The organism is Hymenobacter mucosus (genome assembly GCF_900188255.1).
GTDB classification, from domain to species: Bacteria; Bacteroidota; Bacteroidia; order Cytophagales; family Hymenobacteraceae; genus Hymenobacter; species Hymenobacter mucosus.
This window is the reverse complement of the sequence record NZ_FZNS01000016.1, coordinates 15,857-30,013: the sequence shown is the minus strand read 5'-3', so window position 1 is coordinate 30,013 and position 14,157 is coordinate 15,857. Positions and strand designations below refer to the sequence as shown.

Here is a 14,157-nt window from a genome sequence, read left to right as displayed (position 1 = left end):
AGAAGGTTACTGCGCCGGGGTACCCAATAGGTACTCCAACTCGATAGTGGTCTGGTTGTGCGCCAGCACAGCGTCGAGGTAGGCGGTGCGCACGCGTAAGGTGCGTTCCAGGTTGAGCAATAGCTCGGAGTAGGTGGTCTCGCCCGCCTTGTAAGCGCGCTGGCTAAGCCGGACAATGACCTCGGCCTGCGGCAGGCCGGTCTGCTCGTAGAACTGTACCCGCCGCTGCTGCTCTTGCAGGCGCAAACGGAGCTCATCGAGTTGGGCGGCTACTTCCGCCCGGTAGCGCTGGTAGGTGGCAGCGGCTGCCTGCTCCTGCAACCGGGCCGCTTGTACGCGGGCCTTCTGCGGACCGCGCAGCAGGGGGATGGCCACGCCCGCCTGCACGCTCTGGAACCGGTCGCCAGCCCCGTAGGTAGTGGCCTGCCCATCCACTTCGTACGTGCCCCGGAGTGACTGATTGGTGTAGCCCACTGTCACTTGCGGCAAGCCGGCCGCCTGTTCCACCCGCGTTTGCGCTTGTCGCTCCACTACTTGCTGTTGCAGCACCCGAGCCTGAGGCGTTAAAGCCAGCACCGTTGTATCCGAGGGGGCAGTTGGGGAGGGCAAGAGGCGCAAGGTGCTGTCGGCAATGACCACCAGCTGCGGGGCTTGCAGCAACGCTTGCAGCTGCCGTTGGGCGATGGCGTAGTCCGTTCGGGCCTCGGTTAGCAGGTTTTGCGTTTCGCCCTGCGCCAACAGGGCGTTGGCTGGTTCGAGCCGGGCGACTTCCCCCGTTTTGAAGCGCAGCTGCGCCGAGCGCAAAAACTCGGCGTAAATGCTGTCCTGGCCACGCAACATGCGCAGCCGGTGCCGGGCATGCACGGCTTGCTCATAGCTCAAACGGACCTGTCGGCGCAGCTCCGCCTGCACCTGCGCGAGCTGTTGCTCCTGCCCCTGCACCTGCGCCTGGTTCAGGGTCGCCTGCGCTTTGTAGTAGCCTGGTAAGGCCAACGTCTGCCCGATGCTGAGCACGTTGTCGGACAGGGGGGAGTTCACTTGCCCATAGGTTCCCAGGATTGTGGTGCGGCCTACGTCGCGCGCAGTTCGTCGCAGGGCCTGTTGCGCTTCCAACGCACTGCGGGCCGCTTGCACGGTGCCATTGGCTTGCAGGGCTTGGCCTACGGCCTGCGTGGCTGTGAGTGCGCTCTGCGCCCGGGCGGGCGGGGTGATGAGCAATCCCCCGAGTCCGAGCAGCAGCCAACTGGCAACTGGTAAGGGCCGCCGGGGCTGTTCCTCGGACTTGCTGTTTTTCTCGGAGAGAGCATAGAGCACGGGCAGCACCAGCAGCGTGAGTAAGGTGGCCGTCACCAGTCCGCCGATGACCACGGTGGCCAGGGGCCGCTGGACTTCCGCCCCGGCCGAAGTACTCAGGGCCATCGGCAGAAATCCCAACGAAGCGACGGTGGCCGTCATCAGCACCGGCCGCAACCGTACCTGCGTGCCTTCCAGAATGCGCTGATACAGGTCGATGTAGCCTTCTTCCTTGAGCTGGTTGAAGTAGCCGATCAGCACAATGCCGTTCAGCACAGCTACCCCGAACAGGGCAATGAAGCCTACTCCGGCCGAGATGCTGAACGGCATGCCGCGTAGCCACAAGGCCAGCACCCCGCCGATAGCCGAGAGGGGAATGGCCGTGAAAATCATCACCGACTGCTTCAACGACTTAAACGTGAAGAACAAGAGCACAAAAATGAGCAGCAGCGCCACCGGCACGGCGATGCTTAGGCGCTCGGTGGCCTGGCGCAGGTTCTCGAACTGCCCGCCGTAGGTGGTGTAGTAGCCGGGAGCCAGCTTTAGTTGTTGGTCCATCTTGCCCTGCAACTCCTGGACAATGCTTTCCACGTCGCGCCCCCGCACGTTGAAGGCCACCGAAATGCGGCGCTTGGCGTCGTCGCGCTGGATCTGGTTGGGGCCTTCCTGCAACTCCACCGTCGCTACTTGCTCCAACGGGAGTTGCTCGCCGGTAGGCGTGGCCACCAGCAGTTGCCGCACGTTGTTGATATTCTGGCGCAGTTCGGGCGCGAGGCGTAGCACGACGTCGAAGCGGCGCTCCTGCTCGAAAAGCTGCCCGGCGCTCTGCCCGGCAAACGCGGTCTGCACCGTGCGGTTCACGTCCTCGGCGTTCAGCCCGAAACGGGCCAGCCGGTTACGGTCTAGCTTCACCACGATTTGGGGCAGGCCGGTCACCTGTTCCACGTACACGTCTTCGGCTCCTTCTACTTGCCGTACCAGGCGGGCCGCCCGCTCCGCGTAGGCGGCGAGCTGCTGCAAGTCTTCCCCGTAGATTTTGAGCACCACGTCCTGCTTGGCGCCGGAAATCAGTTCGTTGAAGCGCATCTGAATCGGCTGCTGGAAGCCAAAGGTGACGCCGGGTATTACTGCCAGCGCTTCGGCCATCTTCTCGGCCAACTCTTCCTGCGTGCGCGCCGAGGTCCATTTGCGTTGGTCCTTTTCCAGGATCACCATGACGTCGGCCGCTTCCACTGGCATGGGGTCGGTGGGAATTTCGGCGGCCCCGATTTTGGCGACTACCTCCTTCACTTCCGGAAACTGCTTGGTGAGGATGGCGCCCGCCTCCTGGCTTTTATCCACGGTGTAGCTCAGCGACGAGCCGGTGAGCGTGCGCATCTCGATGGCAAAGTCCCCCTCGGCCAGTTGCGGGATGAACTCGCCGCCCAGAGTTCGGAACAGCAGCAGCGCCCCCCCAAACAAGGCCACGGCGGCAACCAATACCACCGCTTGGCGGCGCAGGGCCCATTCCAGTACCGGCCGGTAGCGGGCTTCCAGCCCGCTCATCAGCCGGTCCGAGAACGTGCGCTTCGTCTCGGTGGAGCGGCTCAAGGCCAGCGCCGACATCATGGGCACGTACGTCAGACTTAGCAGGAAGGCGCCGACAATGGCGAAGGCCACGGTTTCGGCCATCGGCCGGAACATCTTGCCCTCAATGCCGGCCAGCGCCAGCAAGGGCAGGTACACAATCAGGATAATGATTTCGCCAAAGGCAGCCGATGAACGGATTTTGCTGGCCGCGTGGTAGGTTTCCTCGTTCATCTGCGCCGCGTTGAGGCGGCCCCCGGGCACGCGCAACTGCCCGCCGTGCAAACGGTGCACGATGGCCTCGACGATGATGACAGCGCCGTCTACGACCAGCCCGAAGTCAATGGCTCCGAGCGAGAGCAGGTTACCCGAGACCCCGAACAGGCGCATCATACTGATGGCAAAGAGCATGGCCAGCGGAATTACCGAGGCCACGACCAGCCCGGCCCGCCAGTTGCCGAGAAACAACACCAGCACGAAAATCACGATCAGGGCGCCCTCCACCAGGTTTTTGGTGACGGTGCTGATGGCCCGGCCGACCAGGTCCGAGCGGTCCAGGTACACGTCGATGGTCACCCCTTCCGGCAACGACTTGCGCACGGTAGTCATGCGCTCTTTTACCGCTTGGATGACTTCGTTGGCGTTGGCTCCTTTGAGCATGAGTACCAGGCCGCCGGTGACTTCGCCCTCCGCGTTGCGCGTCATGGCCCCGTAGCGCACGGCTGAGCCCAGGCGCACGTCGGCCACATCGCGTACCAGCACCGGCATGCCGCCTTGGGTGCTGCGCACGACGATGTTGCCCAGGTCGGCCGTATTCTCGGCCAATCCTTCGGTGCGGATAAAGTAGGCGGTGGGCTTCTGGTCGAGGTAGGCCCCCCCGGCATTCTGGTTGTTGCGTGAGATGGCCTGATAGACCTGGTCAATGGTGACGCCAAGCGAGCGCAGCCGGTCGGGATCCAACCGGATTTCGTACTGCTTGAGTTGGCCGCCAAAGCTGGCCACGTCGGCCACGCCGGGCGTGCCGAGCAATTGCCGCCGCACAATCCAGTCCTGAATGGTGCGCAGCTCGCGGGCGTCGTACTTCTTTTCGTAGCCGGGTTTAGCCCGCACCAGGTACTGGTACACTTCGCCCAGGCCGGTGCTGACGGGCGCCAGTTCCGGACGGCCGATGCTGGCCGGGATCTGGCTTTCGGCTTCGCGCAGGCGCTCGGCTACTTGCTGGCGAGCCCAGTAAATATCAATCTTGTCCTCGAAGACGATGGTCACGACCGAGAGGCCAAAGCGCGAGAACGAGCGTACTTCCTCGCGGCCGGGAATGGTGGCCACACTCTGCTCGACTGGAAAAGAAACGAGGCGCTCGATGTCGCTGGCGGCCAGCGAGGGCGCTACCGTGTAGACGACGACTTGGTTGGTGGTAATGTCGGGGACCGCGTCAATGGGTAGCCGACTGAGCGAGTAGCCGCCCCAGGCGATCAAGGCCAGGGTCAGCAGCCCGATGATGAGCTTGTTGTGAATGGAAAAATAGATCAGCCGGTCGAACATCCGCTGGTTGGGGTTAGGTCTAACACTTCCGTGAAAACCCTGCGGCGAGGCGGTTCCGGCTAGCGAGTAGACAGGAACGGCGTGGCCAAGACGCACCCCGCGTCAATGCACGCGTTGGCAAGCCGAGCCGAGCTGCTCCATAGCGGAGCAGGCCGCCCGGTGGGGTGGTCAGCAGGAAAACGAGGGAAAGGTTAGGCCCGCGGCGGTTGCCAGATAGCCCCTGGAGCGCGAGTTGGCGCCGCTACCACAAGTTGGGCGTGGTGGCGGGCTGAGTTCCATACTTGGGTCCGGGCTTGGACAAGCGCTTGTAGTGGGGCGAGCGGTACGACGGCCCCGCCGCAGCAGTGGCACTGGCACAGGGGAGAACACCAGTCCCCCAAAGCATCAGCCCCACAATCCGAATGGGACGAGGCGGCCACGGTTGTTTGCGTCTGGTCTTTGCACACAGGAGTCTCGTCAGCGCAGGTTAAGCACGAGAGACACGCGAAGTACAAGGCAAAAAACAGAGCAGTCAGACGCATTCCGGGCAAATATAGCGACGATCAGTACTTGCCGCTACTGGCCTATACAATCGTACATAGGCCAGGGTTTCTTAAAAGCACGAAATGAATGTAGGACAGTAGCAGCACACGGTTGGAAGTACGTCTCAAGGCTAGCCTGCTAACCAAAACCCTAATGCTAACTGAACTCAGCTAGAATCCTCGCTTTGACTCTAGCGCTACCCCCTTATTGCTGCTATGAATAAAGCAGGACAGCAGCAATAATACGGCTTGCCAACTACATAAAGAGTATGGCTAAGTCCAAGACTAGAAGTAAGCTCATAATTCCCACAACTCCCACCCACGCCCAGCGCATCGGCTCAGGATTGAACAACCGGGCAATGCCTAGCATCACGGCCACCATAACAAGGTGCTTCGCTATTTCGGGAAAATTGTTGTCCGTGTAGACTACAAACCCGCCTAGCACAATGAAGATTATCGACAAGCCGACATAATTCTTCGAGATAGGTTGCTCAAACAGTGAAGCCGCTAGCGCGGCCAGACGAGGAAACCGTTTTTTGCTCATGGTAGTAGGCTTTAGAACGAGAAGTGCTAGCTACTATACCAAGAGCTGCCAGGAGCAATGCCCCCAGCAGCTTAGAAGGTCGCAGACTATCTAGCCCCAATAGCACCCGCCGCTACGCCAGTGGCTACGGCAGTACCCTTATACGTGCGGGCCTTCAACAAATCCGAGTTGGCCAGCGTGAGCTTGATGTTACGTCCACCCCCCTTTTCGTACAGCTCGATAACTAACTGCTTCTTGTCAGGAATGGTGAATTTTTTGAAGATGAATACCTTTTCTAGTTTGCCTTGTGCTTCAATCTTCTGCTGAGGCCCATTGTAGACGTAGATAGGCGAAATCTCAATGGCTTGTTCAGCCGTGCGTTTCGCTACCTTCTTATCTTGAATGTAGAACTTCACGAAGTCTATATCATACGTCACGTTCGACTTGTTGGCGATGTGCAGCGGGAAAAACAGCGTTTCGTTCTGATACCCTACCGAGCCCGCCCGCAGGCTGAGTTGATTGGCTGTTTTGCTATCCGCCGTGCCTTTTCCGGCCAATGCTTCAACTGAGAATGCATCGAGGTTGCCTTGGGGAATAGGCGAGTTGGATAGAATGGCCTCCGTGGTGGAGCGTGACGTAGAGGCAATGGCCGGTGAGCTAGAAAGAGAGTTGGACCGAACGGCGGCAGTGCCCGCGCCCAGGTTCAGCGACAGTATTTTGGGGTTGGAATTGTAGTTGACCAGAAACGAGTACAGCTTACCATCTGAGGTTAGAACCGTCATGTTGGTTTCCGCGAAGCCCTTGGCCGCTGCTTTCACGCGAACAATGTTCTCCGCGCCCGTAGCCTTCGCCGCAATTAGGCCCGCGCTACCCAAGTCAACATACGTCACCGGGAAGGGAAACACCAAGTGAGTAGTCTTTTGGTCGCTCACATAAAGTGGATAAGAAGCCATCTCGTTATCATCCGAGTAGTCCAGCATCTTAGGGGCTCTCTGAGCGTTATTGTCCGGTACATCAACGTACTGGCTTTTGGCCTGACGCATAGAGTTAGCGCGATAAGAGCGCCCTTGCGGCGTATTGGCTTGGGCCAGGATAGGCGAAGCGTTGAGCAAGGCCAGCGCGAGGGCGGCACCAAGGGAAAGGAGGGGCTTATTCATAGGAGGGAGGGATTAGGTTAATCTTTATCGACTTTCAACATGATATTGTACCCAGCTTTCAGGCGCACTTTGACCAAGCGAATTTTCTTCTGGCCCAAGCTCTTTACCGCCGTTACCGCTACCCCAGCCGCCGCCGTGGTAGGGTCCGCACTCATGGTCATCATATCGGCCGCGCCCATTGCGTCAGCCCCCGCTTGCTTGCTGGCATCCCGCGTGATAGTACCCGGAATGTGTAGGCCCTGCAATCCGTCCACGTCGTACACTTCGAGCGAAGCCGGGAAGATGCTACCCCCCGCTTTTAGTGTTTCAATGGTAATGCTCAACCGTTCCCCGCTGAGGCTACACGTACCATAGATGAAGGTGTTTGCCGCCAGCTTGTGGCCATTAACTACGGCCGGTTCTGTAAGCCGCATTTTCACCAGCGAACCGCTCACCACTTCTTGTGATTCGTGAATAACCGCCGGTAAGGTATTGGCATCGACATTGGCCGAGCTACCATCATCCAACCCTTGAAAAGAGGCCGTGCGCTTAGTGCCGCTGCTAGCACCCAGGCGCGAGACAATAGCATCGTTATCTTCCACGATAGCCTTAGTAGCCGGTTTCTTTTTAACGGGTGCAGCTGGTTTGGTAACCGCTACGGCAGCACCCCCACCGCTAGCCGAAGCCATTACTCCGGCATTGGTTTGAGCATTGATGCGTTCGAGAGTAGCTTGGGTGCGGGCCGCTTCCAATTCGCGCTGATGCTGAGAGCGCATCAATTCCATCTGCTGTTCCGGCGTTAGGGACGAGGTAGCCGGCGCGGCTACTTGCCCGCTGCTTTGCTGCGCGGCTTGTACCGCGGCCAACTGCTGCTGCGCCGCCAGTACCTGCGCGTCAGCCGGAGCCGAGCTAGGTTGACCATTCGCCGCCACTCCATAAGCCAAGCCGGTTGCAGCGCCCGGTGCAGAAACAGTATCTACTTTGCCAGAAACAAGGCCCCGGTTACGCATGGAATCAACCGGGGCGGCATACGCGGCTAATTTGCTGCTGGTAATGTTACTAGCGCCTGCTTTGGGTAATTCCGTATTGATACCGGCAACAGGTGGTGCAACGCCCGCTGCTTCGGCGCCCTTGCCCCCATCCCCCAGCCAAAACATAGCGGCCATAAACGGCACCCCGACAATGGGAATAAAGACCGCCATTTTGCGCGTCCGGTAGAACTGCGCATCTTTTGTGGTGGTAGCCATAGGACTTAACGGGCGATAGTGGATAAGGTGTTATTCTGCACTACCCGCCAGTTTTCCATGATGAAGCCGTGCGGGTTGTTTTCCGAGCGCGTTACGTCCCGCAGGGTGCAGTCGGCAACTAAGTCCCGGTTGGTATAAGAAGTAGCTCGAATCAGGCGCTGGTGGGCAAACGTGCGGGCCGTAATGGGCCGGGTATTGCTGAGCACCACGCTATCAACCGTAATTTCCATGCTGATATTGGCAGAAATCAAGTCGTTGTAAAACCCGCGCTCTTTCAAGTTCTCGTACTCCCGTTTCGCGGAGTTATCAGCCAGGTAAAGTGCCTGATTGATATTGCCATCAATGGCCTTTTGGTCGGGGTCCAGGCTAAAGAATAATTCGTGAAACCGCTTAACGTGGCTCCGGGCTTCTACTGGCCGGTTAGCCCGCGCATCGGTTGCGCCAGCGGTGAGCAGTTGGCCACCCTCTAATACATAAATCCGATTCGCTGCCGCCGCTGAGTTCTGAAAGGAAAAGTAGGCAATGGTAACGGCCAGCGTCAGGACGGAGACAATGAAAATGATAGCCAGGGTTTTTACCTGTTTGAAGGCAGAATCAATGGTTTTCAGGGATTCAAACATGATGGTAGCAGCTAGAGGACCGGGCTAGTGCCCGGTCCTGGTGATTAAGAATTGCCGTTGTTGCGGCCGAAGTAGCCGCCTACTCGCTCCCGGATGGCTGACCCGGCCCGATGGCCAAGCTGTTCGCCCCGCGTCATATTGGCCGCGCCGCTGAAGCCAAAGCCACCCTGCGCTGCCCCAACTACTGTTCCCACACCGGAAGCGCCAGCCGAAACGCCCTGCGCACCCATGCGGCCCGCAGCACCCATGCCCGCGCCAGCCGCCGCAGCGCCACCCGTAGCCGCGCTCACGAAAGCACCGGCCGCTGAGCCAGCACCGCTAGCCGAAATGAGCATATCCGTAATGAAGGGCACCAGCACGTAGCCCGCAATGGCCACGAGCAGGAAGACCAAGTAGCCGAAATCAGCGGAATCTACCCCGCGTTGCGCGTTCAGGCGGTCAATGTCGCCTTGCAGCATTTGCACCTGGAACGAGGCCATCATGGCCCCGAACACATTGGCCACCGGCACCCACAGCGAAATTGTAATGAAGTGGCCAAGCCATTTCTGAATACCGCCCCCAAAGCCGGGGAAAATGGCAATGCCGAACGTTATGGGCCCGAGTACCGAAAGCACCACCAGGATAAAGGTGGAGAGAAAGTGAATGAGCAGCCGCGCCCCAACGTGGAACAGTTCGAGCGTGTTCTTCATCCACTCCCGGAAGTTCTGGTTTACATCATAAGAAACCTTCTGGAAGGTAAGGCTCATTCGGTCACCAATACCCCCCATCCCGGTAGGCCCGGCCAAGTCGGCTAGCTTGCGCTCGTAGGCTTCATCCGTGGCGAAATCCTTGTTTTCCGGCTTATTAGCCAGAATATTCTTTTTTTCTTCTTGCAGCGCGACAATCTTAGCGGATTGGTCGTTTCGGATTGAATCGGTGCTATGGGACAGCGCCCCGGTAAAGCCTCGTAGGCCCTGGCAGAGCGCCGGGAAGAACAGGATGCACAAGCCAATTAAAAACGGCCGCAGCAGCGGGTACACGTCGATAGGTTCCGCCCGCGCAATGTGCCCCCACACTTTGGCACTGATGTAAATAAGTGCGCCCACACCGCCAATTGCCCGACCTAGATTCGTGAATTGGGATACAAGCGGCATCATGTTGGTGTACAAATCATCCAACATGGTTTCCATCGCGTCTACTTGCGCGAGGATAGAATTCATGTCCATAGGAAAGGGGAGTAAGATTCGGGACGGAAATAGAATAGCTAAGCGGCGATTACTTCTTGCCCATCAGGGCTAGTACTGACTCTTTATCTTGGACAGTTTGAGCCTGAACGCGGGCAACAGCCCGGCACTTGCTGGTATAGTAGTTCATCAAGTCATGCTGCCCTTCTATTTTGTCAGCGATGTTGTTGATGAACTCTATCCGTTCGGGATCCGTCATTTTAGCCTTCCCGGCGCTGAGCACCCCGACCAGTTCACTAAGCAGGCCGATGTTTTCATTCAGCATCTTACCGTACATGGAAGTAGCCCCGGCAAGCTGGTTGGCATCAAGACCCTTGTTGCGCAGCTCAGGCATAATGTTGGCGTACAGCGTAATCATCGCGGCCTGGCGGTCGTAAATTTCCTGTACCCGGCGATAGGTGCGAACCCCGGAACTGATTTGTAGCAGGCTGCTATACCATTGGTCGTGTAACTGTTGGGTTTTGTCGATTACACCCTTAATCTGACCGCTTACCACCTTCATATCGGCCGCTAGCAGCTTGCCTTGCGCTAGCAAGGTGCCCGATACGGTTTGGTGGCCAATCTGCTTGCGCGAAATCTTTTCCGAGATAGGAGCCGATATAACGGCTGGTAGTTGAGCGTATGCTTGGTGAGCACCCAGGGCGAGGGCCAGCGCGAAGAATTTGGAGAAGGTATTCATACTAGCTGAAGCTTTTAAGTGAGCATCCTACCCCTACCGTTTCGACATGAGGTTTTTAAGTGATTCCAGGTCTTGCGCCTGTTCCTTGGCTACGCGCATCATCATTAGGTTGCGCTGCGTGTAGTAATTCACTAGGCCAGATTGGTCGGTAATCTTCTTGTCCAGTTGGTCGATGAAGCGCATCCGTTCGGCATCCGTCATTTTGAGCATAGCCGGGCTCACGATGGTTTGCAAGTCACCAATGGTGTTGGAGCTTTCCAATAGCATCTTGCCGTACATGGTCGTCATATCGGCCAACTGTTGCGGCTTGATAAAAGGCGACTTGCGCAGCACCTCAATAGCCGACGAGTACTGTTGGATAATTTGGGTTTGCTTCTCGAAAATGTTCTTCACCCGGCGATAGTCCCGGACCGCCGAGCTAATCGACAGTAGCCCATCGTACCAGTTTTTGGCCATGAGCATATTCTTCTCCGAGAACATCTTGGTTAGTTCTTGCTCCTTCACCCCCGCCGAAACCAGCTTGTTAGCCGCCGATGAAAGAGCTTTCATGGTGCCTTGCAAGCCAGTTTGCACCCCACTTTGTACTTCTAGTACCGGAGCTGTTACCACGAGTTGAGCCGAGGCCTGCGTGACACTAAGGCCCAACAGTGCCAGGCTTAGGATTCCTATTTTCTTGTTCATAACAGTAGGAAAAGAGGGTGAATAGAATAGCGGAATTAGGCGGCTACTTTTTCGCCAGGGGCTCGATGTAGGACATTTCACGCTCAGCGTTCAGGCGGACGTGCTGCATTCCGTCCCATACCATCTGCATTTGCGGCACTGCTTTGTCGGACGTGGGCGCGGGCTCATCTTGGGTGAGGGGCACTAGCATCTTGGCCAACTGCTCGCATTGCGGCGTGTATTTGTCCCATATTTTGGCCTGATCTTCGGGCTTCTGCTTTTTAAGAGGCCGCGCCGTAATCACTTTGCGAATGATGGCGCGGTAGTTCCGCCAAATGCCCTCAGCTAGCGGGTGCTCCTTGATACCCGAGCCAAGCTCACTGCCGTACCAGTCGCTGACCGATTGCGCGTAAGCCCGCCCCGCCGCCACGTCGGCCGCAGCAGCCCCAGGCAGCGCTGCTACGCTATCAGCAAACGCCGTTGCCGCCGAGGCTTGGGCCGAAGCCGCTACCGCCGTTACCGGGGCACTGGCCGCAGTACCATCAGTACTAGGCGTAGAGGATTCCGAATTGCCACAGCCCGCCAAGGCCAGCAACATTCCTAGAGAGAGCAAGGACGTTTTCATGTTTTTCCCTTTTGTTCAATTACCGCTTGGCCAAGGCTTCTTCGCGCAGTTCGGCAGCCACCAGCTTTATTGCCGTGGGCATATCGGCCGTTTTCTTGAACTTGTCGAACAGCCGCATCTTCTCCGATTCTTCCGTGGAGTAGGTGATGTATTCCTCTTTGGAAACTTCGATGGAATACACCTTGGATACCACGCCCCCCAGGGAGATAAATACTTCGGTGTAACGGCCTCGTTCGGGCTTATTGTCCCGGTTGATAGAGAGGATAATAGCCTTCTCCTTTTCGGTCAGCGACAGCAGCGCTTGTATCTGGTCGAATTTGAGGATGAACTTGCGCTGGTCGAGTAGAATCTTGGTGTCCGAGTTGTTGATAATGGCATCTTTTACAATGGCATTACCGATAATATCATCTACTTCCTGCGTTACTACGATTGCCTCACCGAAGAACTTACGCACCGTCTTAAACAGGTACTTGATGTACTCTGCCATGCCCGGCGTAGTAAGCGCCTTCCAGGCTTCCTCAATCAAAATCATCTTCCGTACCCCTTTCAGCTTGCGCATCTTGGAGATGAAGGTTTCCATGATAATGAGGGTAACCACCGGGAACAGGATCGGATGATCCTTTATGTTGTCCAGCTCGAATACGATAAAGGGCTCATTCACCAAGTCCAACTCTTTAGGCGAGTTGAGCAGGTAATCGTACTCCCCACCCTTATAGTAGGGCTTTAGGACGTATAGGAAATTGTCTATATCAAAGTCCTTTTCGCGTACTTTTTCTTCGCGCAGAATTTCCGAGTAAGGGCCTTTTACGAAGTCATAGAACGTGTTGAAGCTAGGCTTAACAGCCGGGTTTTCTTCCAGCATCACGTAGTACAAGCTCACGGCCGTAGAGAGCGAAACGTACTCCGATTGGCTTACATTCTCGTCGTCCTTCTTCCAGAGAGCTTGCAGCAGCGTTTTGATGCTTTCCTTCTTTTCTACGTCCAGCTTACCCGACACCAGGAAGGGATTAAAGGCAATCGGGTTATCTTCTTCATAGGTGAAGTACACGCCGCCTTTCAGCTCACAGAGGCCCTTGTAGGAGTTACCCGTATCGACCAACAAGACGTGCGCCCCTTGCTCGTAGTACTGGCGAACCATATGGTTCGTGAAAAACGACTTGCCCGAGCCCGAAGGCCCCAGGATAAATTTGTTGCGGTTGAAGATGATTTGCTTTTTCATCGGCTCATCCGACAAATCCACTTGCACCGGCTTACCGGATAGGCGGTCGGAAAGCTTAATGCCCTTCGTCGCGCCGGTACTCCGGTAGTTGGTTTCGGTGGCCCAAAAGCAAACGGCCTGCTCGATGAAGGTGTAAAAGGTTTCTTCCGATGGGAAGTCGCCCGCGTTACCCGGCACCCCACCCCAATACAAAGCGGCAATGTCCACCGTGTTTTGCCGAGGCTTGCAGTTCATGGTGTTGAAGGCTGCATTGATCAGCTTGCGGGTTTCGGTCAGCTCATCTTCACTTTCGGCCCAGGTCAGTACATTGACATGCACCCGCGCCGGCCGGCGCTTGTCCGCTACCGCTTCATTGAGGTAGTCTTGATAGAATTGATAGTTGACCGTGTTTTGCCGCGAGTAGAGCGAGAGCGAGTTAAGCCGGTCCTTCTTTTGCTCGAAGGTTTTAAGCGTCTTAGCCGTATTATCCAGGAATACATATTGATTCAGGATATGGCTAGTACCCAGCAGCAGGCCCAGGGGGGCCGCAAAGGAAATCGGGAAGTCGGTGTATTCGGTGCTCAGCTGCTCGTAGCGAATATCCGATTCCACGCCCAGCGGCAAATCATCCAGATTCGCCACCGAAAACATGTTGCAGATTTGCTGGCCCACCTTCAACCCTTCGGTTAGGTCCAAGTCTACTTGTTGGGCCTGCTCAGATAGGTTGAGCGCAAAATACTTTTCCAGCAAGCCCGCTTTTTCCGGGGTGCCGGCCAACTCGTCGGAGGTGAGCCGGTGAGATTTGATGTAGGGGGCATTCGTGGGGCCTACTCCTTCCAACGTACGCACGAACTGCCCTACGTTGTCAAAAAAGGCTTCCATCACCTTTACATCGAGCATATCCTTGGGCACGATGTTACGCCGGGCCAGGAGCCCCGAAGCACTGTTCCAGTTGGGACGCTCCGAGGACATTTTAGTAATGAATAGGTAGCAGTAGTGGTTGAGAAACGGGCGCTCGAAAAAGTGCCGCTCATAGGCCGCGGAGAGTAGCGTTCTATCCGTTTCAAAGCCGGGCGCATACTTATCCTCTACAAACCAATCCTGCTTGTGGACCGCGCAGTGGTCAGGCAGCAAGCGCACCGCTTTTACAAAGGCCTGTTGTAGCTGCGCATAGTCTTCACGCGAGAGCGTAAAAATCTCCGGTAGCTCCAGCCGGAAGGCCACCGTTACATCGGCGTTCTTCGAGATGAGGCAATCCTTCTCAATCTTATAAATCGGCTGCTTGGATTCGAGCGAGGCGGACGGAAGTATTTTACTGCTCATA

At 56.9% G+C, this 14,157-nt stretch carries 11 protein-coding genes; all 11 read right to left on the bottom strand.

The window, feature by feature from the left end:
• Window positions 1–6 precede the first annotated feature (6 nt).
• Window positions 7–4,401 (bottom strand): CusA/CzcA family heavy metal efflux RND transporter, encoded by a 4,395-nt coding sequence (locus CHB83_RS21600; RefSeq protein ID WP_089334253.1) that lies wholly within the window; start codon window positions 4,399–4,401, stop codon window positions 7–9.
• Window positions 4,402–4,592: 191 nt separating this feature from the next.
• Window positions 4,593–4,922: a DUF6660 family protein gene (locus tag CHB83_RS24430; RefSeq protein WP_394340164.1), complete on the bottom strand. Its 330-nt coding sequence runs from the start codon at window positions 4,920–4,922 to the stop codon at window positions 4,593–4,595.
• Between the two features lie 256 nt (window positions 4,923–5,178).
• Window positions 5,179–5,466: a hypothetical protein gene (locus CHB83_RS21595; protein ID WP_089334252.1), complete on the bottom strand. Its 288-nt coding sequence runs from the start codon at window positions 5,464–5,466 to the stop codon at window positions 5,179–5,181.
• Window positions 5,467–5,552: 86 nt separating this feature from the next.
• Window positions 5,553–6,602: a conjugative transposon protein TraN gene (gene traN / locus CHB83_RS21590; RefSeq protein WP_089334251.1), complete on the bottom strand. Its 1,050-nt coding sequence runs from the start codon at window positions 6,600–6,602 to the stop codon at window positions 5,553–5,555.
• Window positions 6,603–6,619: 17 nt separating this feature from the next.
• Complete coding sequence (gene traM, locus CHB83_RS21585) at window positions 6,620–7,828, bottom strand: conjugative transposon protein TraM (protein WP_089334250.1); 1,209 nt, start codon at window positions 7,826–7,828, stop codon at window positions 6,620–6,622.
• A 5-nt stretch (window positions 7,829–7,833) separates the two neighbouring features.
• Window positions 7,834–8,448 carry a conjugative transposon protein TraK gene (gene traK, locus CHB83_RS21580; RefSeq protein WP_089334249.1) on the bottom strand — a complete coding sequence of 205 codons (615 nt, stop codon included), beginning with the start codon at window positions 8,446–8,448 and terminating at the stop codon, window positions 7,834–7,836.
• A gap of 44 nt (window positions 8,449–8,492) precedes the next feature.
• A complete protein-coding gene (locus CHB83_RS23660; protein ID WP_143437240.1) occupies window positions 8,493–9,653 on the bottom strand; it encodes a hypothetical protein in 1,161 nt (386 codons plus the stop codon).
• Window positions 9,654–9,702: 49 nt separating this feature from the next.
• Window positions 9,703–10,350 (bottom strand): hypothetical protein, encoded by a 648-nt coding sequence (locus CHB83_RS21565; protein WP_089334246.1) that lies wholly within the window; start codon window positions 10,348–10,350, stop codon window positions 9,703–9,705.
• A 33-nt stretch (window positions 10,351–10,383) separates the two neighbouring features.
• Window positions 10,384–11,031 (bottom strand): hypothetical protein, encoded by a 648-nt coding sequence (locus tag CHB83_RS21560; protein ID WP_089334245.1) that lies wholly within the window; start codon window positions 11,029–11,031, stop codon window positions 10,384–10,386.
• Between the two features lie 43 nt (window positions 11,032–11,074).
• Entirely contained in the window at window positions 11,075–11,635 is a 561-nt protein-coding gene (locus CHB83_RS21555) for a hypothetical protein (RefSeq protein ID WP_143437239.1), read from the bottom strand.
• A 19-nt stretch (window positions 11,636–11,654) separates the two neighbouring features.
• Complete coding sequence (locus CHB83_RS21550; protein WP_089334243.1) at window positions 11,655–14,156, bottom strand: TraG family conjugative transposon ATPase; 2,502 nt, start codon at window positions 14,154–14,156, stop codon at window positions 11,655–11,657.
• Window position 14,157 lies beyond the last annotated feature (1 nt).